The organism is Streptomyces sp. PH10-H1 (genome assembly GCF_030063355.1).
Taxonomy (GTDB): Bacteria; Actinomycetota; Actinomycetes; order Streptomycetales; family Streptomycetaceae; genus Actinacidiphila.
Map to the genome: position 1 here is coordinate 42961 of NZ_JASISZ010000028.1, position 24207 is coordinate 67167.

The following is a 24207-nucleotide window of genomic DNA, read 5'->3' on the forward strand; positions in this document are numbered from 1 at the left end:
GTCCCGTACCACGGACCGGCCGACACAACACCGAACGAGAGCCGCGCGCCGTTGCGCACGGATCCATCACCCCGCATTCCAAACCGTGGCCTGACGGCCATTCCGAAGGGAGAGACCGTGACCATCAATGATCTGCCGGCCGCTGAGGACGGTCCGGCGACATCCCCGGACGAATCCATAACGACCCCACCGGACGAATCGATCACGACCCCGCCGGACGACGTCGCGCCACGGGTGAGCATCTCCCTGCCGAGCGGACCGGTGGCGGCGGGCGTGCCGGCCACGATCACGGTATTCGCCGACCCCGGCACCCGCTGGGTACTGCGGGGCGGCGGCTGGAAACCGGTACCGGCGGTCACCTACAGCGAGACGATTCTCGACGTCCAGAGTGTCACGTCGATCAGGGACCACCGGGGAGGCGGCGGAAGCTACTCCGTGACCTTCCCGAGCCCGGGCAACTACGCGATCTCCGCATCCGCGGTGACGACCGGCGGAACGTCCGTGCCGGCCGGCCCGCGGACCGTCTCCGTGGTCCCCGCCGACCCGCCGGCTTTCACCTGGGTCACACCGGCCGACGGCGCTGTGGTCGACTTGGGCCCGGACTGCGCGCGGGTCCTGGCCAGTCGCATGGTGTCATTCCTCGCAGGCGGACTGTTGTGATCAGCTGTTGCGCTTGGTGCAGCGGCCGGCGTTGCCGCCGCTTGCGCCATGGCGGCAGATCAACACGATGTCCGGGGCGTGGTGGGAGAGGTAGCGGCCGTCACATTGGTTGTCGCTGGTGCGGCCTGCGGAGGCGCAGAGGGCGAGTGCCGCACGGCCGTCGGCGAACGGGCCGGGGGTGTAGACGACCCAGTAGCCGGGGCGGAGCGAGGCGAAGTCGTCGCTGCGCAGCAACCTGGCATCCGGTATCTGCTGCCGGACGGCGGCGAGTTCCCGGTCCCGGGCTCCGGTGCCGTCGGAGATCACTACTGAGGAGAGCTGAGCGATCCAGCTGTCTGCGCTCGACTCGCCCACTGGTGCGGAAGGGACGGAAGTAGGGGCTGATGGACTGATCGGTGGGGCGGTGGAGGCCGTCGTGGAGTGCGATAGCGACGGCCCCGGTGTACTGGAGGACGCAGGGCCGTGGCCGGCATTCCCCGAGGTGGTAGTGGACCGGGATGTGGACGGTGCGGGCGTATGGGAGGCAGCGGGGTCGTGGTTGCCTCTCCCGGTCATGAAGCCGACGGCCAGTGCTACTGATGCCGCCGCCAGGCCGACCGCAATGGCGGCTGCTGCCAGGCCGCGTCGCAGGCTGCGGCTGCCGCCGCGTACCGCTGTTCTGGGCAGGGGAACCGCAGCAGGTGTCTCCCCGTCCCCTGCGCGCCGTGGAGGTGGGCCGTTGAGTCTGGTCGGCGCGTAGCGGATTTCGCCCGGGCCCGCTCGGGTCGCCGTACGCACCGCCTCGGTCAGCATCCGGGACAGCTCGGCTGCCGAGGGGCGCAGGGCTGGATCCCTGACGAGCAACGTGCGCAGAACCGGCGCCAAGGGTCCGGCCGAGCTCGGGGTGGGGAGCGGATCCTCCCGTACGGCGATCAAGGTCGCCAAGGGGGTATCGCGGGACAGCGGGTTGGAGCCCTCGACCGCTACGTAGAGCAGCATGCCCAGGGACCACAGGTCGGCAGCCGGTCCGCCGGGCAGGCCCGCCGCGCGCTCGGGCGCCATGAACTCGGCGGTCCCGATGATGTACCCCGGTTCGGTCAGGCCAGGTTGGCCCACCATGGCGGCGATCCCGAAGTCGGTCAGGATCGCCGAGCCGTCGGGGCGGATGATCACGTTCGCCGGTTTCACGTCCCGATGCTGGATCCCGGCCTCGTGAGCGGCCCGCAGGGCGGCCAGGACGTCACTGCCGATTCCGGCCGCTCGGGCCGGGGCCAGCGGCCCTTGATCCAGAAGCGCCTTGAGCGACAGGCCCGCGACCAGCTCCATGACCAGCCAGGGGAACGGCTCATCGTCGACGACCTGATGGATCGTCACCACGTGGGAATGCTGGAGCCGAGCCAGCGCCCGCGCCTCGCGGAGTACCCGTCCGTGCACCTGTGCGACCTCTTGGGTGCTTCCGCCCGGCAACCGGACTTCCTTGAGCGCGACCTCCCGCTGCAGCACACGGTCGAGGGCCCGCCAGACAGTGCCCATCCCGCCTTCGCCCAGCCTGCCCAGGAGTGCGAACCGACCCGCCACTACCCGCTCCGGCGAGCCCGGTGGATCCGACAGCATCTGCGCCCCCGCCCCGCCCCGCCCCGCCACCGCACGGCCGGCGCTCCCGCCGACGCCTGCGGACAGGGTATCGGCGGCGACCTCGTGAGTGGGCGGAATGTCGAGGATTTCTGTGATGTGATCCGGATGCGGGTCGTTCTCGTACAGGCAGCCACCACCGACGCATCATCACACCGTGCGCGTTCTGGTCGACCGGCCACAAGGAGCCGACGATCCGGGTGCACAACGACATACCGGCGCTCAGCACACGTGGGCCGGTTGTTAGCGGTCCGTTAGCGGACCGTTGGAACCGCGTCCGATGATCGCCTCACAGGCTGAAAACGCAGCGGGGCGAGGCGAAGGAGCGGGAAATGAACGCAGGTAGTGTCGTGCGCCGGACGGCCGTCACGGTCGGTGCGCTGGTCGGTGCCAGCACGCTGGTGCTGGGCGGCAGCGGTGTGGCGTCCGCCGAGACGGCGGGAAACTCGGTGACCAGCAAGAACTGCACCGGCACCATGATGACCCAGTACGTGGCCGGCGGTGGCGGCTGGCAGGTCCGTAACTACGTCAACAATTCCAACGGCAGCGTGAACTGTTCGGGCTGGATGGACTGGGCTCCGGACGGAAACACCGGGCACTTCTATGGCCTGCAGAACCGGATCTATGTCGATAGGTACAACTCGCAGGAGAGCACCTACCTTCCGGACAACAGCCCCGCGCTGACCCGGGTCTGCGTTCAGGCGAGCGACGACGGATCGGCGCGCTGCTCCGCGTGGTGGTAGTCCGCTGAGGTGCGGGACAGTGGCGCGGCGGGTTGCCGGGACGGTACCCCGCCGCGGCTCGCCATCCGCTGCGACAGGCAAGCGCCGCCTTGGGGTTGGACGGCGAGACAGCCGGCGCGCGACGGCAATCGCATGACTGATCGAGCACCGCGGAGGACGTACGTCAGCGCACGACGGAACGCGCGATGCGGAATCCTACGTCGTCGATCTGGAAGGTCGGGTGGCTGCGCCGCCGCACCGAGGCCCGGCAGCTCCAGTGCTCGTCAAACCACCCACCGCCACGCAGCACCCGGTAGGTGCCGTAGACCTCGGCGTCGTAGATGTCCCAGCACCACTCCCAAACGTTGCCCAGCATGTCGTACAGGCCCAACGCGTTGGGCTGCTTGCCCCCCGCGTCGTGGATCCGCTCACCGGAGTTGCCGCGATGCCAAGCGATCTCGTCGAGCTGCCCGTACCTCGCGTCGGCCGAACCGGCACGACAGGCGTGTTCCCACTCGGCCTCGGTCGGTAGCCGGTACCCGTCAGCGGATGCGTTCCACTCGATACCCTCGCCGTCAGCGTTGAGGCGATAGGCGGGCGCCAACCCCTCTCGTTGGGAAAGGGCGTTGCAGAACCGCACTGCCTCCCACCAGGAAACGCCCTCGACGGGCAACCGGTCGCCTTGCGCGCTGCTCGGCCGCCGACCGGTGACCTGTGCGTACCGCGCCTGGGTGATCGGGAACGCGGCCAGCCGGTATGGCGCAAGCTCGGCCGACCAGCTGCGCTGTGTTCGCCGGTCCGACAGTGTCACCTGCCCCGGCGGGATGGCGATCATCACGTTTCCTGCGCTCACGTCCATAGGCAGGTGATCCTACTGACGCATGTCCTCGACGAGCGAGCGGTACCCGGCCGGCGCTCACGGTCCGACCCCGGGCGCCGGACGGTCGTGTTTGTCATGACCGTCCGGCGGGCGGTGATCAGCAGCTCAGGTTGTTGCCTGCCGGGACGCCGAGGATCTGGACGAAGCGCTGGTAGGCGTCGATACGGCTCTGGACCTGGGCGGGGTTGCCGCCGTTGCATTCGATGCTGCCGTTGATGCTGCGGATGGTCTCACCGAAACCGGCACTGTTGACCATGGCGTTGTGCGGGGTCATGGTGCCGGGGCCGTTCTGGGTGTTCCAGTACCACAGGCCGGTCTTCCAGGCGACGGAGGCGTCGGTCTCGACGAGGGACGGGTTGTGGAGCAGGTCGATGCCCAGGGCGTCGCCGGCAGCCTTGTAGTTGAAGTTCCAGCTGAGCTGGATGGGGCCGCGCCCGTAATACGCGGACTGGCCGGCGGGGCAGCCGTAGGACTGGCTCGCGTCGCAATAGTGCGGGTAGTTGGCGGTGTTCTGCTCGACGATGTAGACGAGTCCGCCGGTCTCGTGGCTGACGTTGGCGAGGAACGCGGCGGCTTCCTGCCGCTTGACGGTGTCGCTGCCGGTGTTGGCGAAGCCGGGGTACGCGCTGAGGGCGGCGGTCAGACCGCTGTAGGTGTAGAACGAGTTGCGGCTCGGGAACATCTGGTTGAACTGGGCCTCGCTGACGGCGAATCCGCCCTGGCTGGGGGGAGGCGTGGTCGGTGCCCCGCTACAGGTGTACGGCTCCCAGTACCAGGTGCTGATGACCGGGTCGTAGCCCGGGTTGTCGTGCTCGGCCCGGTACAGGTTGCCGTCGGAGTACTTGACGACGTCACCGGTGACGTAGGCCCGGCCCGCGACCCAGGCAGGGTAGTCGCACGACCCCGAACCGCCGCCGGTTCCCGGGCCCGAGGTGCCGCAGGCACCTGAGTCGGCCCAGACGGCGGCGCTGCCGGGTGTCTCATTCTGGGTCCACCATTTCGCAGACCAGTTATGACCGCTGTACGACGCGGACAGTCCGCCGGTGTACACCGTCGACGCGTTCCAGGGGGAGGCGCATTCGGCGGCGGACGCGGTGGACGCCAAGGGCACGAGGACCGCCAGTCCGACGGCGACGATCAGTGCGGTGAGGAATGCCATGATCCGTTGTCTCGACATGTGACCACTCCTAGTGGGGGGTTGAGTGGGTGGGATCGCCCCGCACTCAACTGGATTGGTCTGGACCTGTCAAGGTCCAGACCAATATCGGCCGATGTGCCGCCGGCATTGGCGGAGTCCGCGAGGCCGCCGACAGATGTAAAGAAAACTAGACACCGAGTCTGCTTTGCCTTACATTCGTGGCATGCCATTCGAAGAGAAGCGTGCGTGGATCATGGGTGGGGTCGCGGTCGGCGCGTATGCCGTCTATCTGGTCATCGTTCTCGGGCGAGCCGGAAACACCCCGCTCGCCGAAGTGCCGTACGTATCAGCGCTGCTGTGGACCATCGGCGCCGCGATCGTGACGTCGATCGTGCTCAATATCGTGGTCGCGATCGCCTCGTCCAAGGACGCCGACAAGAAGGACCAGCGGGACCGGGAGATCCATCGGATCGGCGAATACATCGGCCAATCCTTCGTCGTCGCAGGGGGAATGACGGCACTGGGCATGTCGCTGGCCGAACTGGACTACTTCTGGATCTCGAACGTGATCTACCTGGCGTTCATCCTGTCGGCGATCCTCGGCTCCGTGGCGAAGATCGTCGCCTACCGACGGGGATTCCAGCAATGGTGAAGCCGACCAGGGTCTCGAACACGATCCGGTCCCTCCGATTCGCCCATGGAGAGATGACCCAGGCGGATCTGGCCGAGCGCGTCGGCGCTACCCGGCAGACCGTCATCGCCATCGAACAGGGCCGTTACTCGCCGTCCCTCGAAATGGCCTTCAAAATCGCCCGGGCGTTCAACGTTCCGCTCGGCGACGTCTTCCAGTACCCGGAAAGCGCAGAGGAGCCAAAATGAAGGCCATCGTGCAGGACAACTACGGATCGACGGATGTGCTGGAGCTCAGGGACATCGACAAGCCCGTGGCCGGCGCTGACGACCTGCTCGTGCGGGTGCACGCGACGGGAGTCGACCGGGGCGTCTGGCACCTCATGACCGGCCTGCCGTACCTGTTGCGGATCGGGGGCTTCGGCCTCCGCGCGCCCAAGACCCGCGTTCGGGGGACGGATGTCGCGGGCCGCGTCGAGGCGGTCGGGGTGAACGTGACCCGGTTCCAGCCGGGTGATCCGGTGTTCGGCACCTGCGACGGTTCCTTCGCGGAGTACGTGTGCGGTCACGAGGACACGTTCGCCCGGGTGCCCGCGAACCTCACCTTCGAGCAGGCGGCGGCCGTACCGACCTCCGCGTTCACCGCCCTCCAGGGTCTGCGGGACCAGGGGCGGGTGCAGGCCGGGCAGCAGGTCCTGATCATTGGTGCGGCGGGGGGCGTGGGGACCTTCGCGGTGCAGTTGGCCAAGGCGTTCGGGGCGGAAGTCACCGGTGTGTGCAGCACGACGAAGACGGATCTGGTCCGCTCGATCGGCGCGGACCACGTCATCGACTACACACGGGCCGACTTCGCCAGCACGCCGTCGCGCTACGACCTCATCCTGGACATCGCGGGCAACCGTTCGCTGTCCCACCTCCGACGGGCTCTCACTGCGAAGGGAACTCTCGTCATCATGGGCGGCGAGGAGGGCGGACGGTGGTTCGGAGGCGTGGACCGTCAGCTCCGGGCGCTCCTGCTGTCGCCCTTCGTACGCCAGAACCTGCGCGTGCTGCTCGCGAGACCCCGCCAGGAAGACCTTCAGTCCTTGGCGGAACTCATCGAGGCCGGCAAGGTCACACCGGTCCTCGACAGGACGTACTCCCTGGGCGAGGTCCCGGACGCCCTTCAGTATCTGGAAAAGGGTCACGCGCGTGGCAAAATCGTCATCACCGTGTGACAGCGCCGAGGTTGTTCCGAGGACGGGAACATACCGCGGACGACCATTAGAGGCGGCGCAGGACCGCAACGACCTTGCCGAGGATGGTCGCATCGTCGCCGGCGATGGGCTGGTAGGCGTCGTTGTGGGGATGCAGCCACACATGGCCGTCCTCGCGGCGGAAGCGCTTGACGGTGGCCTCGCCGTCCAGCAGGGCGGCGACGATGTCGCCGTTGTCCGCCACGTCCTGCCGTCGCACGGTGACCCAGTCGCCCGGCAGGAGATGGGCCCCGATCATGGAGTCGCCGACCACTTCCAGGGCGAACAGCTCGCCGCCGCCCACCAGTTGGCGGGAGAGCGTGAGGATGTCCTCCACGGACTCCTCGGCGAGGATCGGTGTGCCCGCCGCGATGCGTCCGAGGAGGGGGACGCGCACGGTGGGTGAGGGGGAAGCGGCGACGCTGAGGGCGTTCTCACTCGGCGCAGCGGAGCGGACCTGGTAGGCGCGGGGCCGGTGCGGGTCGCGTACCAGGAAGCCCTTGCTCTCCAGGACCATGAGCTGATGGGCGACCGATGAGGTGCTTCGCAGGCCTACGGCGGCGCCGATCTCCCGCATCGACGGCGGGTAGCCGCGGGTGCGGACGCTGTCCTCGATCGCGGCGACGATCTGCTCCTGGCGCACGGTCAGTCCGGTCCCGTTGGATCGGGTCCCGGGGGGCCGTCCCAGGCGGCTCGGTCGCGTGGTGCCGTCCATGTCGGCCTCCTTCGGCTTCTTGATCGGACACACACCGTAACCCTGCGCCCGCGCGGTAACCAAACAAACTTGCGAAAAATATTCCTCGATCCGATCCGATCCGTCGCGGCGCGGGGGAATCCCGGCGGAGGGGAGCCGGTGTCCGGGGGCAGCGAGATTCATCCGTGTGCCGTCGATGCCTTCACCGCCCGACGCTCACTGCTTGTGACGACGATCTACGTACTCGATGGCAGCCTGATCCATACCCTGGAGGACTTCTGGCAGGTGATGGGCGAAGCGGTCAACGGCCCCGGGGGTTACTTCGGGAAGAATCTCGACGCCTTCAACGACTGCCTCCGTGGCGGCTTCGGAACACCCGACGATGGCGACTTCAGGTCGAATGGCGCGACCATGAGGCGTCTCAGCGGGCACTCGGCTACCCGGATACCGTCCGTCAATTGGAGATACGACTGGGGCGCTGTCACCCGACGAGTCGTGGGCGGGTCGCGGAGGAGCTGGCCGCCGCGAAGAGCGGGCGAGGCCCGACGGTCTTCGACTGGCTGACCAAAATTTTCGAAGGCCCGGTCCCCGGCGCGTTGCGGCTTCGATGAGCGCGCGGCGGGCTCGGTGCCATCGTCGTGGCACCGAGCCCGTGGTGAGGCGCTGCTGGGGCGATGCGCCCGGACCGGGTTGGGCGGGCGCATCGTCGTGTCAGCCGCGCGGGGGAGCGGTCATCGCGGCGAGGACGGTGCGCCAGTCCTGGTCGTCCTGTCGCTTGAGCACGGTCGCGAGCCGGTCCGCCCGGTAGTGCCAGTGATGGTCCAGATCGCGCTCCGCATCGGGCGCGAACCGTATCGTGCTCGTGCTGCCCAGCAGCCGGGTCAGTTCGGCGGCGAGATCGGACCAGGAGACGTGGCCGCTGATGGCGTTGGCCACTCCGTGGACCGGCTCGTCGAGGCAACCGGCCAGTGCGCGGGCCAGAGCGTCGCCGTGCACCCAGGCGGGCCCGTACCAGGGGTGTGCTCCGGCTGCCGGGTCGGGCAGTACGAGCGGCTCCCCGGCCAGGGCAGCCTGGAACAACGTTCCGGTCGCTCCCCACCGCAGCTGCTCGCGCAGCCGGTCGTGCGCACCCCAGACGAGGGGGGAGCGCACGGCGCTGGCGCCGCCACGGCCCTCGGTCCCGGCGGCCCGCATCAGCAGCCGCTCGCAGCCCACTTTGGCCAGGCCGTACGGGGTCAGCCGGCCGTGCGGGGCCGCGCCCTCGGGGACCTCGGCGGAGGACGGTTCCCCGTAGGCGTCCACGCTGCTGACGAAGACGAACGGTCCGCGCCGCCACGCGTCCACCAGCACCCGCATCGCGGCGATGTCCACCTCCGGCCGGGTGAAGGTGCAGGCCGCATGGATCACGGCGTCCACCCCTGAGCAGGCGGCGCGCAGGCTGTCGAGGTCGGACAGGTCGCCCTCGTACACCTCGACGCCGTCTGCGGCGACCCGGTGTGCCGACTCCGGCCGTGCCAGCGCGCGCACCGGCCGGCCGAGCCTGGCGAGCTCACGCAGCACGAACGAGCCCACACCGCCCGTGCCGCCGGTCACCAGCACGGTGCCCTCGCGGGTGGACGCGGACCGGCGGGCGGGCCGAGGTGTGGCGACGCCGGCGGCGTCGCGTTCGGACTGCCGGGTATCCAGCAGCGCGTTCAGGGCGCGGGGCGTGCGCCGCTCCATGATGTCCAGGCCGGTGAGCGGCAGCAGTAGCCGTCCGCGCAGCCGTTCGGCGAGCTGGACCGCCATGAGGGAGTGGCCGCCCAGGGCGAAGAAGTCGTCGTCCGGTGCCGGTTCCTGGCCCAGCAGTTCGGCGAAAGCGCCGAGAACCGTGCGGGCACGTCCGGTATCGAACGGTTGCACCGAGGGGGGTGGCGAGAGGGCGGGCGCGGGGAGGCCGGGCAGCCGGCCGGTGTCGACGGTTCCTCCGGGCGTCAACGGCAGGGCGTCGAGCAGGGTGACCGCCGCGGGGACGGCGGACGGTGCCAGTGCGGAGCGCAGATGGGCGCGGAGCTGATGCGCTCCGGCCCCGGCGACGCCCCGGGGGACGGCCCACGCCAGCGGCGGCCGGTCCGTGAACTCCAGCACCACCGCGTCCGCGACATCGGGGTGTGCCCGCAGGAGTTCCTCGGCCGTTCGGGGTGCCGCGCCTGGGGCTGCTGCGGCCGGCTGTACGGGGAGGCGGGCGAGGGTCAGTTGCGGGTCGGCCGCGACCGCGCTCAGCAGGTGTGCGAATCCGTCGGCCAGCCGCGCGCCCGCTCCGGCGTCCAGCGCGGTGGCGCTGTGCTGGACGAGGCAGGCCGGGGTCGTCGTCTCCTCGACGCCGAAGGACAGGTCGAACTTGGTCGTGCCCAGATCGATGTCGACCGCCGCTGCGGTCGTTCCCGGCAGCCGCAGGACGGTCGGTTCCCGCAGTACATCGGCGGTGACGCGCACCAGCGGCATGCCGTCGGCGTTCCGGGCGGCCGCGCCGAGCCGCTCGACGATCAGGTCGAACGGGACGTCCCGGTGCTCCTGGGCCATGAGCAGCGCCTCTTTCACCCGGTCCACGAGGGTCAGGAAGCCGGGGTCGCCCGACAGGTCGACGCGTACGGGCAGGGTGTTGACGCACAGCCCGACGAGGCCGCGCATCGCCGTACCGGTGCGGTGGCTGCTCGCACAGCCGATGAGCAGGTCGTTCTCACCGGTCGCGCGGTGCAGCGCCGCGAAGGACGCGGCGAGGACGACGGTGAACAGGGTCGTACTGCGCTCGCGCGCCAAGGTGCGCAGGCCCGGCAGTACGCCGTCCGGCAGAGGAACGGTGTGGGTGCGCCCGGTCCCGCCTGCCGGGCCGGGTCCTGTCCTGGCGGCATCAGGGCCTGTCCGGGCGGAACCGTCGTCGGCGCGGGCCGGTCCGGGCAGCGATACGGGGGTCGCTCCGGCGAGCCGTCGCGCCCAGTGCTCCAGGCCCTCGGCGAGCCGTCCCGCCGACTCCTGCTCCCGGCGGGCGAACTCGGCGTACTGGGGGGCCGGTTCGAGCCGGTCCTGGCGGCCTTCGCGGGCGGCGGCGTACAGCTCCGCCAGTTCCGCGGCCACCGTCTCCAGCGATCCGCCGTCCACCGCGATGTGATGGAGGGTCAGCAGCACCGTGTGGTCATGCTCCGCGTGCCGCAGGACGAGCACGCGCAGGGCAGGGCCGGCCGCGAGGTCGAACGGGCGCGCCGCCTCCCGGGCCAGCTGATCCGTGCCGTCGCCTACGGCGTCCGTGGTGGCGACGGGTACCGGGGCCGGGGCTTCGACCTGCTGGAACGGCTCGCCCTCGTGGTGGCCGTACCGGGTCCGCAGGATTTCGTGCCGGCTCACCAGCGCGGTCAGGGCGGCGGCGAGGGTGTCCACGTCGAGCGGGCCGCCGACCCGGGTGGCGAACGGCACGCTGTAGAGCGCCCCGCCCAGTCGGAGGCGGTCCATCAGCCACATGCGGCGCTGGGCGTGCGAGAGCGGCACCGGTCCGGTGCCGGCGGCGGGAGTCCCGGCCGGCGGCTCCGCGGCCGGGCGGTTGCGGGCGCGCGAGCGGGCCGCGCGCAGGAGTGCTTCCTGCCGGGCGGTTGCTGTGGGGCGGGAGTCGGTGGTCATCGGGCGTTCCCTGTCGGCAGGTCGAGAGCGGGGTCGAGGTCGTCGCCGAGGTCGTCGCCGAGGTCGTCCGCGAGGTTGGCGAGCAGGACGCGTTCCAGGACCGCGGCATGCGCGGCCACGGTCGGGGTGAGGAAGAATTCAGCGAGCGGCAGATCCACTCCGAGGTCCTTGCGCAGGTCGTCGACGACGGACAGGGCGAGCAGGGACTGCCCGCCCAGGGCGATGAAGTCGGCGTCCGGGTCGGTGACCTCCATGCCGAGCGACAGGCTCCACGCCCGGGCCACGGCTTGTTCGATCGGGCTGAGTTCGGCGCTGCCCGCGCCGCTGGTGGCCTCGGTGACGGCAGCGTCGCCGAGGTCGGCCAGGGCCCGCCGGTCCACCTTGCCCGAGGCGGTCAGCGGCAGGCGGTCCACCACCGTCCACTCGTCGGGAACGAGATGGGCGGGCAGCCGCCCGGCGAGCCTGGCGCGCAGGGTCTCCGTGCGCGGCACCGGCCCCGGTGCGGGGACGAGGAAGGCCGCGAGCCGGACGTCGTCGCCGGTCCGGTGGCGTACCACCACCGCGGCGTCGTCCACATCGGGCTCCTCGCGCAGGGCGTACTCGATCTCCCCCGGCTCGATTCGGAATCCGCGGACCTTCACTTGGTCGTCCGCGCGCCCGTGGAAGTCCAGGATGCCGTCGGGGCGGGCGGAGACGAGGTCGCCGCTGCGGTAGAGGCGTCCGTGGGCCGGATGGTCGACGAAGCGCTCTGCGGTCAGTTCTGGCAGGCCGACGTATCCGTTCGCGAGCCGGGTGCCGCCGATCCACAACTCGCCCTGGGTGCCTGCGGGTACGGGTTCTCCGTCCGCGTCCAGGAGATGGGCCGTGGCTCCGGCTACCGGACGTCCGATCGGGATCTGGCCGTCGCAGTCGGCGTCCGTGACCCTGTGGGCGGTGGCGAAGGTCGTCGTCTCGGTCGGGCCGTAGCCGTTGACCAGTTCCAGCCAGGGAAAGGCCCGCAGGACGACGCGGGCCTGCTGGGCCGCCATCGCCTCCCCGCCGACGACCACGGTGCGCAGAGCGCCGAACAGCCGCGACCGGCGCGCGGCGAGCTGGTGGAAGAGCGCCGTGGTGAAGAAGGCGACAGTGACACCGTGCCGCTCCACCTGGTGCGCCAGATCCTCCAGCGAGGGCCGCTCCGCACTGCAGACCGCGACGGCCGCACCATTGGCGAGCGCCGACCACACCTCGAAAGTGGACGCGTCGAAGGTGGCCGGGGAGTGGAACAGCACCCGGTCGCGCGGGGTGATCGTCGCGTAGTCGGGAGCGGTCACCAGGGCGGCGATACCGCCGTGGGTGACGGCCACGCCCTTGGGGCGCCCGGTCGAGCCGGAGGTGAACATCACGAACGCGACACCGTCCGGGGCGTACGCGGCGGGGCCGGGGGTGCCGGTGAGCGCGGACCGCGTATGCGGCACGGCCCACTGGGACGGCAGCACCATCGCCCGGTCGGCGGGGATGCCTGTGGCTTCCAGGAGTTTGCTGTCGCCCAGGGTCAGTGTCGCCGCCGTGTCGGCGAGCATCGCGGCGGTACGCGGCCACGGGTGCGCCGGGTCCAGCGGAACGCAGGTCGCTCCGGCCCACCACAGGGCGAGTTGGGCTATGACCGTGCGAGCGGAGCGCGGGACGAGCAACGCAACCCGGTCGCCGGGACGCACCCCACGGTTGTGCAGCTCGGCGGCCAACCGCTGTGCGGATAAGAGGAGTTGCTCATACGTCAGGGTGGTTTCGCCGTCCGTCACGGCCAGCGCGTGCGGGGTCCGTTCGGCATGGCGGGCGACCTGGGCGATCACGCCGCCGTCCGGGCGGTGGTCCGCCTCGGTTGCCGGCTGAGTGCGGTCGGTGGGCACGGGCTGTTCCTTCCGAAGGACGGGGGCCGCCTGCGGGGCGGTGGACGCGGTGCGGTGGTTCGCGGTGGACGCGGTGGACGCGGTGGGGTGGTTCCCGGTCGGGTCCGGCATGTCAGGCCGCCGTTCCGGAGGTGGCGGAACGGCGTGCCGTGATGAGCGCCGCCACGGCCCTGAGGTCCGGTTGGCGCAGGACCTCGGGAGCCCGCAGGCGCACCCCGCTGCCGGCTTCGATGGCGGTCAGCAGCCGCGCGGCGGCGAGCGAGTTGCCGCCGGCCTCGGTGAAGTTGTCCGTCAGCCGCAGCCGCGGATGGCCGAGCAGGTCGCGGCAGAGCCGCAGAACGAGCCGTTCACCGTCATCGCCAGGTTCATCGCCGGGTTCATCGCCGGGTTCACCGCTGGGACCATCGCCGGTCGCGCCGCCGGTCTCCTGCCTTGTGTCGGCGGGCGGTTCCTGGGGCGCCGCGAGAAGCGCGCCGCGGTCCACCTTTCCGTTCGCGTCGAGCGGGAAGTCGGCGACGATGCGTACGGTCGAGGGGACGGCCTGCTCCGGCAGCCACGAACGTACGGCGTCCAGCAGTTGGGCCGTGCTGGCGTCCGCGCCGGGGGCGGTGCGGACGAAGGCGGCGAGCCGGGCGTCACCGTCCGGGGTACGCCGCACGGCGACCACCGCGTTGGCGACGCGGGGATCGTGTTCGAACGCGGCCTCGACCTCGGCGGGCTCGATCCGCACCCCGCTGATCTTGACCTGGTCGTCCAGCCGGCCGAGGAACTCCAGATGTCCGTCGGGTCGCATGCGCACGCGGTCACCGGTCCGGTAGACGCGGTCCACGCCTGCCGCGCCCGCGACGTCCACTCCCTGCGGCGCCGTGGTGAACCGCTGGGCCGTCAGCGCCTCGTCGAGGTAGCCGAGCGCCAGCAGCCTTCCGCCGATGCGCAGTTCACCGGCCTCGCCGTACGGCAGGAGGCGGCCCTGCTCGTCGGTGACGCAGACACTCACGCCGGGGACCGGGCGGCCGATGGGCGGTGCGCCGTCGGCCCGGTCGGTGTCCGTGGGGCGCATGGTGAACGTGGTGGTGACCACCGTCGCCTCGGCCGGACCGTAGGCGTTGTGGACGGTCGCCGTGACACCGGGCGCCGGGCGGCGGCGCATCCGGTCGCCGCCGACGATCAGGTGGCGCAGCACCAGGTCCTGCGGCCAGGGCCGGTCCAGGACCGGCTCGGCCATCGGGGTCGCGGCGACCGAGACCGTGACACCCGCGTCACGCCACCAGTCGGTGAGCGCACAAGGGTCCCAGCGGACCGCGTCGGGGGCCGGGCACAGGGCCGCCCCGCTGGTCAGGCCCGCCCACAGCTCCATGACATGCGGGTCGAACGCCACCCCGATCAGGAGGCTCTGCCGCTCGCCGGGACCGACGCCGGTCTCCGGCCGGTACCAGTCGAGGAGCGCGCTGAGCGCGGGTTCGGCGACCGCGACGGCTTTGGGGGTTCCGGTGGAGCCCGAGGTGAGGACGGCGTAGAAGGCGTTCCCAGGTGCGCCGAGCGCGTCGGCGCGGGACGGGGTGAACGCGCCGACGGCGGTCGCGGGCGCGTTGGCGCCCCCGACGGGGACGGGCAGGGGCAGGTGTTCACCCGCCCGGTGCGCCTCGGGCAGCAGACCGGGATCACCGATCAGGCAGACCACCCGCAGATTCTCGGTGACCGCGGCGATCCGCCGTTCCCCCGGGCGCGGCCCGAGCGGCAGATAGACGGCTCCGAGCCGGGCCAGCGCGACGGCCACCGCGACCAGCGCGGCCGACCGGTCCAGGCAGACTCCGACGAGGTCGCCGGGCCGGACCCGGTCGCGCAGCGTCACGGCCACCACGTCGGCGGCCGCGTCCAGTTCGGCGTAGGTCCATCGATGGGCACCGTCCAGGACGGCGGGGGCGTCGGGAGCGCTGCGCACCCAGCTCTCGTAGCGGGAGAGCACGGTCGCGCCGGAGGGATCCATGGGCAGCGGTTCCGTGGCGGCGACACTCAGGGCGAGCGGGCGCGCGGGGACGGTGTCGTCGGCTGCGGAGCGGTTCATGAGGCCGGTCATCGTGACTCCGAGATTTCCGAAAGGGCGGGCGTCGTGCCGGCGGCGGTGAGGGCACGGGCCTGATCGGCCAGTACCGGGTTCTCGAAGAGCACCCGCAACGGCGGCCGGCTGCCGAGCCGCGGCTCCAGCCAGGCGGCGAGATGGGCGGCGAGCAGGGAGTGCCCGCCGATCCGGAAGAAGTGGGAGGTCTCGGTGAAGCTCATGTGCCCGAGCACCGCGCGCCAGCCTTCGGCCAGCAGGGCCACCTCCGGTGCGGAGAAGTCCGCAGGGGCTTGCGCGTCCGGCCGCGGCCGGAGGGGGGCCAGGGCGGCGGCCGTACGGCCCAGCGATCCCCGGTCCGGCTTGCCGCCGGCCAGCGTCGGCATCGTGTCCAGCGCCACCCACCGGCCGGGAACCATCGCGGCCGGCAGACGCCGGCTCAGTCCGGCGTGCAGCGCCTCCTGATCCGGCTCGGCGGTGCCTTCGAGGAAGCCGATCAGCAGTGGCCCGCCAGGAGCCTCGCGGTCCAGCACCACGGCGCACGACCTGCCGCCGAGGAACGCGGAGGCCGCCGCCTCGATCTCTTCCAGTTCGATGCGGTAGCCGCGCAGCTTGACCTGGTTGTCGCGGCGGCCGAGGAAGCACAGCCGCCCGTCCAGGTCCCGGTAGCCGAGGTCCCCGGTCAGGTAGACCCGTTCGCCGCCGAGGGCTTCGACCCGTACGAAGCGGGCGGCCGTCGTCTCCGCATTGCCGACGTATCCCTGGGCCAGTCCAGCGCCGCCGATGGCGAGTTCGCCGACCGCGCCGGCCGGCAACGGCCGCAAGCCCTCGTCCAGTACGTGCGCCCGCTCGCCGGGCAGCTCCGTGCCCAGCGGGATCTCGGCACCGTCGGCCAGGTCGTCACCGGTGATCTCATGGACCGTGGAGCTGATCGACGCCTCGGTCACGCCGTACACGTTCAGGACCGTGGCACTGGTGTCGTCCAGGAACGCGCGCAGCGCGTCCGCGGGGATGCGTTCGCCGCCGAGCACCACCAGGCGCGGCGCCCAGCGGCCGTCGCGCAGCGCTGGTCGCAGGTCCTCGCGGGTGGCGAGGAAGTAACTGGTGGGCAGATTGGCGACGGTGACACGGGCGGCGGCGAGCAGGTCGGCCAGTTCGGCGCCGGTGGGAACCTCGCGGTCCGGTACGACCAGGCAGGCACCGGCGTGCAGCGACGGCAGCACTTCCTCCAGCGCCACGTCGAAGGACGGCTGGGCGAAGAGCAGCACCCGGTCGTCGGTCCGCAGGGCGAATCGGGCGGCGGCGCCGGTCAGATGGTTCTCCAGCGCGGGGCGGCCGACCGCGACGGGCTTGGGTATGCCCGTGGAACCGGAGGTGTGGATGATGTACGCGGCGCCCTCCACGGTGCGCGCCGCGTGGGCTCGGGGGAAGTCGGGGCTGTCGACGAGGGCCACCGGGCGGCGGTCGGTGTCGAGGCGCGCGGCTCCGTCGGTGGTGGTCAGTACGAGTGCCGGGTCGAGCCGGTCCAGCAGCGTCGCGAGGCGGTCGGCCGGGTCCCGGGGTGAGAGCGGGCAGTACACGGCGCCGGTGCGCAGGCAGGCCAGCAGCGCGACGACGCAGTCCGCGCCACGGGGCAGGACGGTCGCCAACGGCTGTCCGGCGGTGATGCCACAGGCGCGCAGCCGCTCCGCGAGGCTGGTGACCCGCTCGTCCAGGTCACCGTAGGTCAGCTGCCGGGCGCCGATGAGCAGCGCGGGCAGTGACGGGTCGTGCCGGGCGGCCGGGTCCAGCAGGGTGGCGCTGCCGGCGGCCTCCGGCAGCGGCGGTTCCGGGGCCGGTGCGGCGGGTGCCGGGCCGAGCGCGGAGAGCGGCGCGGAGGGGTCAGCCAGGTAGGACCGGAGCAGGTCCAGCAGGCGGGTGGCGAGCAGCTCGGCCGTGTCCTCGCCGAACAGGTCGGCGTCGTAGTCCCACACCAGCGTCATGCCGGGGGCGCCCTGGCGGGGGCTCACGCCCCGGCGGTCGTCGGGCAGCAGGACGAGGTCGAGGTCGAACCGGGTGGTTCCGGTGTTGAACCCTTCGAACAGCGTCACATCCAGACCGGGGACGTCGATCTCCGGGAGTACCGCGTCGTGGGCGCTGAACATGACGCTGAACAGGGGGTTGTCGGATCCCGAGGTGTGCAGTCCGAGCGCCCGCGTCAGCTCCTGCACCGGCACGTCCTGGTGGGGGAGCGCCCGGATGAGGGTGTCGGTGACCTCGTCCATCACATCGTCGGCCGAGGCGTTCGGGTCCAGCCTCAGGCGCAGCGGGATGGTGTTGACGAACATTCCGACGGTTTCCTCGAAACCGCGCGGGCGGTTGCCGACGGCGGTGCCGATGACCACTTCCGGCCGGCCGCTGTGCCGTCGCAGCAGTTCGGCGAAGAGGCCGAGCAGTGCGGAGAACGGGGTGAGGCCGCGGTCGCGGGCGTGGGCGCGCAGCCGTAGCGCCAGGTCCGCTCCGATGGACTGCCTCAACTGGCCGCCGTGGTGCCGCCTGCGCGCACCCGGCCGGGTGAGGCCGGGCAGCGGCAGGTCGAATGCGGCGGTGCGCAGTTCGTCCTGCCAGTACGCGAGGCTGCGGGTCCGTGCGGCCGCCGCGTCCGGTGCCGCTGCCGCGTGCACATGCTCCTCGTAGGAGGGCGTGACGGGGCGCGGTCCGATGGCCTCGCCGAGCACGTGGGCGCGGTAGGCGGAGAAGATGTCGCTCAGGACGATCGCGAACGAGTGGCCGTCGTGCACCAGGTGGTGCTCGACGTGGATCAGCCGGTGCTGATCCGGCGCGAGGCGGGCCAGTGTCCAGCGCAGCAGTGGGGCCCGGCTGGTGTCCAGGGGTGTCTCGGCCTCGGTGCGCAGCAGCTCGGCGAAGGCCGCCTCGGGGTCGTCGCGGCCGGAAAGGTCCACGGTCCGTAAGCGCGGGGCGCAGGAATCGACCACGCGTTGGGCGGGTACGCCGTCGGCGGTGGGCGCCAGTTCCAGGCGCAGGCCGGGGTGGCGTTCGAGCGTCGCGGTCAGACCGCGGCGCAGTGCGTCCTCATCGAGGGTGCCCCACATGTCGAGCGCGGCGGTGAAGTTGTAGGCGCGGCTGCCGGGTTGCAGTTGTTCGTGCAGCCAGACGATCTGTTGTGAGGTGGAGAGCGGAAACATCGGCCATCCCTGGGGTAGTCGGGTCGGTTGCGGTGCCGGTGGTGACGGGGCGCGGCCGGTCCGGCGGATGCGCCGGTGACAGGCCGTGGGGCGGCCGGCCGCGGATCGCGCGGCGGGCCGTCAGGAGTTGGCAGTTGGGGTCGGGACAGGGTGCGGTGGAGCGTCAGTTCTCGGTGCCTGAGACGGCGGCCGGGGCCGCCCGGGCCGCCAGGCGGGCGCGGACGAAACCGGTCAGCGCGTCGAAGGCTCCCTGTGCGGCGTCGTCGCCGTGGAGCGCGCGGTCCCAGACCATCCGCAGGTGCAGGTCGTCGCCGTGACTGGCGGAGACCGCGAACGGGGCGCGTACCGCACGGCCGTCCACGTTCACCTCACGCCCCTCCACCCCTCCCAGCCTCAGCGGGGGGCGACGGCTCAGGTCCTCGACGGTGAGCAGCCCGTCCAGGCGCCCCGACCAGGAGGCCGCACCGGCCGTCCGGGCGGCATGCACCACCTCGTCGAACGGGGTGTCCGCCCGGTCGAGGTCGTCCCACCAGTGGGCCGTGGTGGTGTCATCGCCCGCCGGGCCGCCCGGCGAGTCGCCCACCACGCCGCCGGACGGTGTGCCGGTCGCGGCCGGGAAGACGACCGTGTTGAGGAAGCAGCCGAGGACGGGTTGCGCCGCGGCTGGTCTGCCGCCCCACGGATACCCCATCGCGACGACGTGGCCGGGCCCGTGCCACGCACGGACGGCGGCCCGGCAGGCATCGAGCAGCTCAGGGAACGGGACCGCCGCGGCGATTCCGGCCGGTACGGGGAGGTGGGCTTCGACGGCTCCGGTGGGCAGCTCCGCAGTGGCGCCCGCCGCCTGGCCTGTCATGCCTGCCACGGCTGACGGGCCGCTCGCGGCTTGCGCGCCGGCCTTGGGCGCGTCACGCACATGGCGCAGCCGTTCGCTCCAGTAGGCCAGCGCCGACGCACCACTCGCCCGCTCCTCCGCGGTGAGTTGCATCGATACGGCCTCCCGGTAGGCGCGCAGCTCCTGCGCCACGCTGCCCGGGGCCACGTCCTGGGGGCCGAGCCGGTCGCGGTAGGCAGCGCTCAGTTCCCCGGTGATCCGGGACAGCGACTGGCCGTCGCACGCGGCGTGGTCCAGGGCGACAGCCAGTACCTCCTCGGTCGCGTCCGCGCCGTCGTCGGCCAGGTAGAGCCGCAGCGGAGCGCCGTCCGCGGTCCAGGACCGCAGCGTTCTGCGCAGTGCGGCGGCGCCGTTCTCGCCGGGCGCGCACCCGATCCGTTCCACGGGCACGTCGGCTTCGCCGAGCCGCTGTACGGGCGTTCCGCGCACCACCAGTGAACGTGCGCGCAGGGCGGGGTGGAGTGCGGCCAGTGACCGTGCCGCGTCCCGCAGTCGTGGCAGATCGACGGTGCCGCGCGGGAAGGCGAAGAACAGTGGCACGACATCCGGCCGTCCGGCCGGGTCGAGTAAGCGTACGAGGACGAACCGGCGCTGGGCGCCGGTGACAGGCAGCAGGTCGCCGCCGGTGTCCAGCCGCTGGTACCGGGCGAGGTACTGGCTGGTGACGCTGGGTTGCACGGGGTTCCTTCTGGTGGGATGAGCCCTGCTTGCGGAGGTCCGGGCCGGATTGGCGTTGTGCGGGGGCGGACGCGGTCAGCCGACAGAGGTCGCCTCGGTCGCCGGGTCACCGGCGGTCCGCTCGGCATCGGGCCCGCTCGTGGGCGGTGCGGCGGGCAGGTCGCGCATGCGGCGCAGCGGCGACATCAGCAGGGTCAGCGGCGCGAGGAGGACTCCCACGGCGCAGACCCAGACGGCGGCGCGTGGTGAGGCGGCGTCCGCGACGGCGCCGCCGATCAGGGCGCCGAGCGGCATGGTGCCCCAGACGAGGAAGCGCATGGTGGCGTTCATCCGGCCGAGCAGGCCCGGCGGGCACAAGGTCTGGCGGAAGCTCACCTGGGCGACGTTGTAGACCACGCCGCCGAAGGAGACCACGCCCAGACCGATGGCGAACAGGGCGGCCGCGGCCCCCGCACCTGAAAGCGGCCAGAGCAGCGCGAACGGGCCCGTGACCACCACGGACAGCCAGATGATGCGGGCCTGTCCCAGAGCGCGGGCCAGGCGTCCCGCCATGAGCGCGCCGGCCAGACCACCGATCGCCGACGCCGACAGCATCAGGCCGATCGCGCCCGGGTTCAGGCCGAGTACCCGCACCAGGTAGACGGTCTGCACGGCCATCAGCATCACGGCGAAGAAGTTGCTCAATCCCGTCGTGGCGGCGATGACGCGCAGCAGCGGCTGGCGCAGGACGAACCGCAGCCCCTCGCCGATCTCGCCGCGCAGCGACGAGCCCTGCACCGCTTGGGGTGCGGGCTCGGAGCGGCGGATGAAGAGCAGGAACAGTCCCGAGAGCGCGTAACCAACCGCGTCGGCGACGATCGCCAGATGGGCCCCGACGAGCTGGACGAGAGCACCACCGAGGCCGGGTCCGGCGACGTGCGCGGAGGACCGGACGGTTTCCAGTGCGCCATTTCCGGCCACCAGTTGTGGGGCGGGCAGTAGTTGGGGCAGATAGCTCTGGTGGGCGACGTCGAAGAACACCGTGGCGACACCGGTGATCAGAGCCACGGCATAGAGCTGCGCCATCGTCAGTACGTCCGCGACGGCCGCGGCCGGCACGCTGATCATCGCGATGGCGCGCACGACGTCGGCCCTGATCAGCAGTGGCAACTTGCGCAGCCGGTCGACCCAGGCTCCGGCAGGCAGGCCGATGAGGAGGAACGCGGCGGTCTCGGCAGCGGTGAGCAGCCCGACCTGGAAGGCGGGCGCGTCGAGTTCGAGGACTGCCACCAGTGGCAGCGCGACCAGGGTGACCTGGGCTCCGACCTGTCCGGCGGCGGCGCCCGCGAGGAGGAGCCGGAAGTCGCGAGCGGCTAACGGGCCACCGGAAACGGCCGGTTGGGAGGGGTTCATACGCATGACACTCGTTGCTCAAGCGATCACAAGTCAAAGCCAGGTAGGCACTTTCGGTCATTTTTTGCGAACAGATCGTCTCTTTGCAGCAAATACTCACTATGTTCCGGCTGAAGGCAGGAAGAACGGCCGTGACGGGCAGGTAGCTGGCACGATCCACGCCGCCACTGGTGCCGCCACTGGCGCCGCCTCGGGACCCGATGTATCGCGTCCACGGGGGAGGGGTCGCGCATTTGGCCGAAAAAACGAGGTTTGACCGGCGTTTTGGAACGTGGTCATCGACTTCGTCATCAGCGGCCGGCAACTGCCGTCAGTGGCATTGTCAGACCCCTGCGCTAGGTTCCGATCATGGGAGAATTCGTACTCGTAGCAGGCGCGTGGCTCGGATCGTGGGCATGGGACGAGGTGGTGCCTCAGCTGCGTGCGGCCGGCCACGGCGCCCACCCATTGACGCTGTCAGGCCTCGCAGAAAAAAAGGGTGAACCCGCCGGACAGCAGACCCACGTCCAGGACATCGTCGACGAGGTGGAACGCCTCGATCTGCGCGACATCATCCTGGTCGGGCACAGCTACTCGGGCATTCCGGTCGGTCAGGCCGCCGAGCGGATCGGCGACCGGCTGGCCCGCGTGGTCTTCGTCGACTCCGAAGTCCCGACCGACGGCGAGTCGTTCGCCTCCGGCTGGTGGCAGGGCCGGGCGGCGCTGGAGGCCACGATCGCCGACAACGGGGGCTTCTGGGCGCCGCTCACCGCGGCCGACTACGACGGCCAGGGTCTCACCGAAGAGCAGATCACCCGGATCGTGAGCGGCTCGACACCGCACCCGGGCGCCACACTGACCGAATCGGCCGTGCTCGCCCGCCCGCTCGGTGAGCTTCCGGCGACGTACATCAAGTGCCTGCTCGACGGCGACGAGCCGAACGACGATGTGGCCGCGCTGCTGACCAGCGAGCACTGGCGGTTGGTCGAGATGGACACCGGCCACTGGCCGATGTTCTCCCGGCCGAACGAGCTGGCGCAGATCCTCCTCGACGCGGCTGCGATGTGACGTGTCCGTCGACCGGCTGGACGACCAACCGCAACGTCACCAAGATGCTGGAATTCCTCGCCGCTCGCGGCGAGATCGCCATATCCGGCCGCAGCGGGCGGCAGCGCCTCTGGGATCCGGCCGAGCGTGTCTACCCGGCCGGTACACCGGTCGTTCCCGCAGCGGACGCCGCAGAATGCGCGACGAGAAGCGCCTGCGCGCGCTGGGCATCGCCCGCGCGTCGATGGTCGGCGAGGCCGGTGAGCCGGTGGAGGTCGAGGGCACGTCCAGCGTGTGCAGGGTCGACCCCGCAGCCGCCGGCTACTCCTGGCCGGAGCTGGCCCGGAGCATCGCCTCGCGCTCGACGATCTTCACGCGCTCGCGTCCCTCGGCGGCACCGAGGGCGCGTTCGGCCGCGTCGAGGCGGTGCCAGCCTTCCCACGTCGTGTACCTGACGCCCTTGTCGTCGAGGAAGTCGACTATGGCGTCGGTGCCGGGAGCGGCGGGGGACAGGAGCCGGTTGTTGCTGTGGTCGGCGAGCAGGTTGGCGACGGTCTCGTTGGCATCGCCCTTGGTGTGGCCGATGAGACCGACCGGGCCACGCTTGATCCACCCGGTCACGTAGGTGGACGCCAGGTGCTCACCGCCCTCGACGACCCGCCCGCCCTCGTGCGGGACGGTGCCGGTGACGAAGTCGAACGGCAGCTTGGGCAGTTCGTCGGAGAGGTAGCCGACCGCCCGGTAGACGGACTGCACGTCCCAGGTGCGGAACTCGCCGGTGCCGGTGACACTGCCTGTGCCGTCGAGCCGGGTCCGCTCGGTGCGCAGCCCGATGACCTTGCCGTCCTCGCCGAGTATCTCGGTGGGGGACTCGAAGAAGTGCAGGAACAGCTTGTGCGGCCGGTCGCCGGCGTCGCGGATCGCCCAGTTCTCCAGCGTCGAGGCGACCATGTGGGCCTGCTTGTTGGCGCGGCGGGTGGCGATGCTGCCGTCGTCGTAGTCGATGTCCTCGGGGTTGACGATGACCTCGATGTTCGGCGAGTGGTCCAGCTCGCGCAGCTCCATCGGACTGAACTTGGCCTGCGCGGGGCCGCGCCGCCCGAACACATGCACCTCGACGGCCTTGTTGGCGGCCAGCCCCTGGTGGACGTTCGGGGGAATCTCGGTGGGGAGCAGTTCTTCGGCGGTCTTCGCGAGAATGCGGGCGACGTCCAGGGCGACATTGCCGACGCCGAGGACGGCCACCTTCGCCGCGTCCAGCGGCCAGTTGCGGGGCACGTCCGGGTGACCGTCGTACCAGGAGACGAAGTCGGCGGCTCCGTAGGATCCGTCGAGTTCGATGCCGGGGATGTCCAGCGCCCGGTCGGCGGTCGCACCGGTGGAGAAGACGACCGCGTCGTAGAACTCATGGAGATCGTCGAGGCCGATGTCGGACGGGTAGTCGACATTTCCGAAGAGCCGTATCTGAGGCTTGTCGAGCACCTGATGCAGGGCGGTGACGATGCCCTTGATGCGGGAGTGGTCGGGGGCGACGCCGTACCGGATCAGGCCGAACGGCGCGGGCATCCGCTCGAAGAGGTCGATGGAGACACCGGGCTCGGAGGCGGCCTCGGACTTGAGCAGCGCGTCGGCGGCGTAGATTCCGGCGGGGCCGGCACCGACGATCGCTACCCGCAGTGGGCGGGGCATGGACAGGTTCCCTTCGAGCGGAGCCCACCGGGGCATGGACCGGTGGGAGAGGCACGGCAGTCCGGTACATCGGTGCGGGCGTGACGACGTGGCGGCAGTGCTGTCTCATCCGCCACTTTGGCAAGGCTACCCTCACTGCGGTACCCGTCTTGTGGCTATGACCCCATAAGTGCGAT

17 protein-coding genes and 1 pseudogene are annotated in these 24207 nt (G+C 71.2%); 7 read left to right on the forward strand and 11 right to left on the reverse strand.

Annotated features, from left to right (window positions below; all coding sequences use genetic code 11):
- Positions 1–117 precede the first annotated feature (117 nt).
- Positions 118–660 carry a hypothetical protein gene (locus QMK24_RS18525; RefSeq protein WP_283467306.1) on the forward strand — a complete coding sequence of 181 codons (543 nt, stop codon included), beginning with the start codon at positions 118–120 and terminating at the stop codon, positions 658–660.
- Here QMK24_RS18525 and QMK24_RS18530 read toward each other — a convergent pair whose 3' ends face one another.
- Positions 661–2253 carry a serine/threonine-protein kinase gene (locus tag QMK24_RS18530; protein WP_283467307.1) on the reverse strand — a complete coding sequence of 531 codons (1593 nt, stop codon included), beginning with the start codon at positions 2251–2253 and terminating at the stop codon, positions 661–663.
- A gap of 350 nt (positions 2254–2603) precedes the next feature.
- Here QMK24_RS18530 and QMK24_RS18535 point away from each other — a divergent pair, with 350 nt between their 5' ends.
- The gene (locus QMK24_RS18535; RefSeq protein ID WP_283467309.1) at positions 2604–3014 is read left to right on the forward strand and encodes a hypothetical protein; all 411 of its coding nucleotides are present in this window, start codon (positions 2604–2606) and stop codon (positions 3012–3014) included.
- A 163-nt stretch (positions 3015–3177) separates the two neighbouring features.
- On the opposite strand, the gene QMK24_RS18540 is transcribed toward QMK24_RS18535, so the two are convergent.
- Both QMK24_RS18540 and QMK24_RS18545 read right to left on the reverse strand, forming a co-directional pair.
- On the reverse strand, positions 3178–3852 hold the full coding sequence (locus QMK24_RS18540; RefSeq protein WP_283467310.1) for a formylglycine-generating enzyme family protein: 675 nt from the start codon (positions 3850–3852) through the stop codon (positions 3178–3180).
- A 118-nt stretch (positions 3853–3970) separates the two neighbouring features.
- Entirely contained in the window at positions 3971–5050 is a 1080-nt protein-coding gene (locus QMK24_RS18545) for a glycoside hydrolase family 19 protein (RefSeq protein WP_283467311.1), read from the reverse strand.
- 184 nt (positions 5051–5234) lie between these two features.
- On the opposite strand from QMK24_RS18545, the gene QMK24_RS18550 reads away from it, so the two are divergent.
- Genes QMK24_RS18550 through QMK24_RS18560 form a run of 3 tightly spaced genes read left to right on the forward strand, consistent with a single transcriptional unit; the run spans position 5235 to position 6858 of the window.
- Entirely contained in the window at positions 5235–5663 is a 429-nt protein-coding gene (locus tag QMK24_RS18550; RefSeq protein WP_283467312.1) for a hypothetical protein, read from the forward strand.
- Entirely contained in the window at positions 5657–5890 is a 234-nt protein-coding gene (locus tag QMK24_RS18555; protein WP_283467313.1) for a helix-turn-helix transcriptional regulator, read from the forward strand. The genes QMK24_RS18550 and QMK24_RS18555 overlap by 7 nt, the downstream gene beginning before the upstream one ends.
- On the forward strand, positions 5887–6858 hold the full coding sequence (locus QMK24_RS18560) for an NAD(P)-dependent alcohol dehydrogenase (RefSeq protein ID WP_283467314.1): 972 nt from the start codon (positions 5887–5889) through the stop codon (positions 6856–6858). The genes QMK24_RS18555 and QMK24_RS18560 overlap by 4 nt, the downstream gene beginning before the upstream one ends.
- 46 nt (positions 6859–6904) lie before the next feature.
- Here the strand turns inward: QMK24_RS18560 and lexA are convergent, their stop codons facing one another.
- Positions 6905–7615 carry a transcriptional repressor LexA gene (gene lexA, locus QMK24_RS18565; RefSeq protein WP_502962551.1) on the reverse strand — a complete coding sequence of 237 codons (711 nt, stop codon included), beginning with the start codon at positions 7613–7615 and terminating at the stop codon, positions 6905–6907.
- A gap of 180 nt (positions 7616–7795) precedes the next feature.
- Between lexA and QMK24_RS18570 the strand changes: the two are divergent.
- Positions 7796–8181 (forward strand): annotated as a pseudogene (locus tag QMK24_RS18570) (barstar family protein).
- 100 nt (positions 8182–8281) lie between these two features.
- On the opposite strand, the gene QMK24_RS18575 reads toward QMK24_RS18570, so the two are convergent.
- The 6 genes from QMK24_RS18575 to QMK24_RS18600 form a co-directional block, all read right to left on the reverse strand.
- Complete coding sequence (locus QMK24_RS18575; protein ID WP_283467316.1) at positions 8282–11221, reverse strand: condensation domain-containing protein; 2940 nt, start codon at positions 11219–11221, stop codon at positions 8282–8284.
- Entirely contained in the window at positions 11218–13221 is a 2004-nt protein-coding gene (locus QMK24_RS18580) for a non-ribosomal peptide synthetase (RefSeq protein ID WP_283467317.1), read from the reverse strand. Before QMK24_RS18580 ends, QMK24_RS18575 begins: the two co-directional genes overlap by 4 nt.
- 1 nt (position 13222) lies before the next feature.
- Positions 13223–15175, reverse strand: coding sequence for a non-ribosomal peptide synthetase (locus QMK24_RS18585; protein ID WP_283467319.1), 1953 nt, complete (start codon positions 15173–15175; stop codon positions 13223–13225).
- Positions 15176–15183: 8 nt separating this feature from the next.
- Positions 15184–18351 (reverse strand): non-ribosomal peptide synthetase, encoded by a 3168-nt coding sequence (locus tag QMK24_RS18590; protein ID WP_283467320.1) that lies wholly within the window; start codon positions 18349–18351, stop codon positions 15184–15186.
- 163 nt (positions 18352–18514) lie between these two features.
- Positions 18515–19924, reverse strand: a complete 1410-nt coding sequence (locus QMK24_RS18595) for a condensation domain-containing protein (RefSeq protein WP_283467321.1) — start codon at positions 19922–19924, stop codon at positions 18515–18517.
- A 75-nt stretch (positions 19925–19999) separates the two neighbouring features.
- Positions 20000–21316, reverse strand: coding sequence for an MFS transporter (locus tag QMK24_RS18600; protein WP_283467322.1), 1317 nt, complete (start codon positions 21314–21316; stop codon positions 20000–20002).
- Between the two features lie 348 nt (positions 21317–21664).
- On the opposite strand from QMK24_RS18600, the gene QMK24_RS18605 reads away from it, so the two are divergent.
- Positions 21665–22363, forward strand: coding sequence for an alpha/beta fold hydrolase (locus tag QMK24_RS18605; RefSeq protein WP_283467323.1), 699 nt, complete (start codon positions 21665–21667; stop codon positions 22361–22363).
- A gap of 300 nt (positions 22364–22663) precedes the next feature.
- Here the strand turns inward: QMK24_RS18605 and QMK24_RS18610 are convergent, their stop codons facing one another.
- The gene (locus QMK24_RS18610; RefSeq protein WP_283467325.1) at positions 22664–24031 is read right to left on the reverse strand and encodes an FAD-dependent oxidoreductase; all 1368 of its coding nucleotides are present in this window, start codon (positions 24029–24031) and stop codon (positions 22664–22666) included.
- Between the last annotated feature and the right edge of the window lie 176 nt (positions 24032–24207).

Excerpts from the sequence above, each read along its gene's own strand:
- QMK24_RS18560 (WP_283467314.1), top strand. The coding sequence starts at position 5,887 with ATGAAGGCCATCGTGCAGGACAACTACGGATCGACGGATGTGCTGGAG.
- QMK24_RS18545 (WP_283467311.1), bottom strand. The coding sequence starts at position 5,050 with ATGTCGAGACAACGGATCATGGCATTCCTCACCGCACTGATCGTCGCC.
- QMK24_RS18555 (WP_283467313.1), top strand. The coding sequence starts at position 5,657 with ATGGTGAAGCCGACCAGGGTCTCGAACACGATCCGGTCCCTCCGATTC.
- QMK24_RS18580 (WP_283467317.1), bottom strand. The coding sequence starts at position 13,221 with ATGCCGGACCCGACCGGGAACCACCCCACCGCGTCCACCGCGTCCACC.
- QMK24_RS18535 (WP_283467309.1), top strand. The coding sequence starts at position 2,604 with ATGAACGCAGGTAGTGTCGTGCGCCGGACGGCCGTCACGGTCGGTGCG.
- QMK24_RS18605 (WP_283467323.1), top strand. The coding sequence starts at position 21,665 with ATGGGAGAATTCGTACTCGTAGCAGGCGCGTGGCTCGGATCGTGGGCA.
- QMK24_RS18590 (WP_283467320.1), bottom strand. The coding sequence starts at position 18,351 with ATGTTTCCGCTCTCCACCTCACAACAGATCGTCTGGCTGCACGAACAA.
- QMK24_RS18550 (WP_283467312.1), top strand. The coding sequence starts at position 5,235 with ATGCCATTCGAAGAGAAGCGTGCGTGGATCATGGGTGGGGTCGCGGTC.
- QMK24_RS18540 (WP_283467310.1), bottom strand. The coding sequence starts at position 3,852 with ATGGACGTGAGCGCAGGAAACGTGATGATCGCCATCCCGCCGGGGCAG.
- QMK24_RS18585 (WP_283467319.1), bottom strand. The coding sequence starts at position 15,175 with ATGAACCGCTCCGCAGCCGACGACACCGTCCCCGCGCGCCCGCTCGCC.
- QMK24_RS18600 (WP_283467322.1), bottom strand. The coding sequence starts at position 21,316 with ATGAACCCCTCCCAACCGGCCGTTTCCGGTGGCCCGTTAGCCGCTCGC.
- QMK24_RS18610 (WP_283467325.1), bottom strand. The coding sequence starts at position 24,031 with ATGCCCCGCCCACTGCGGGTAGCGATCGTCGGTGCCGGCCCCGCCGGA.
- QMK24_RS18575 (WP_283467316.1), bottom strand. The coding sequence starts at position 11,221 with ATGACCACCGACTCCCGCCCCACAGCAACCGCCCGGCAGGAAGCACTC.
- QMK24_RS18530 (WP_283467307.1), bottom strand. The coding sequence starts at position 2,253 with ATGCTGTCGGATCCACCGGGCTCGCCGGAGCGGGTAGTGGCGGGTCGG.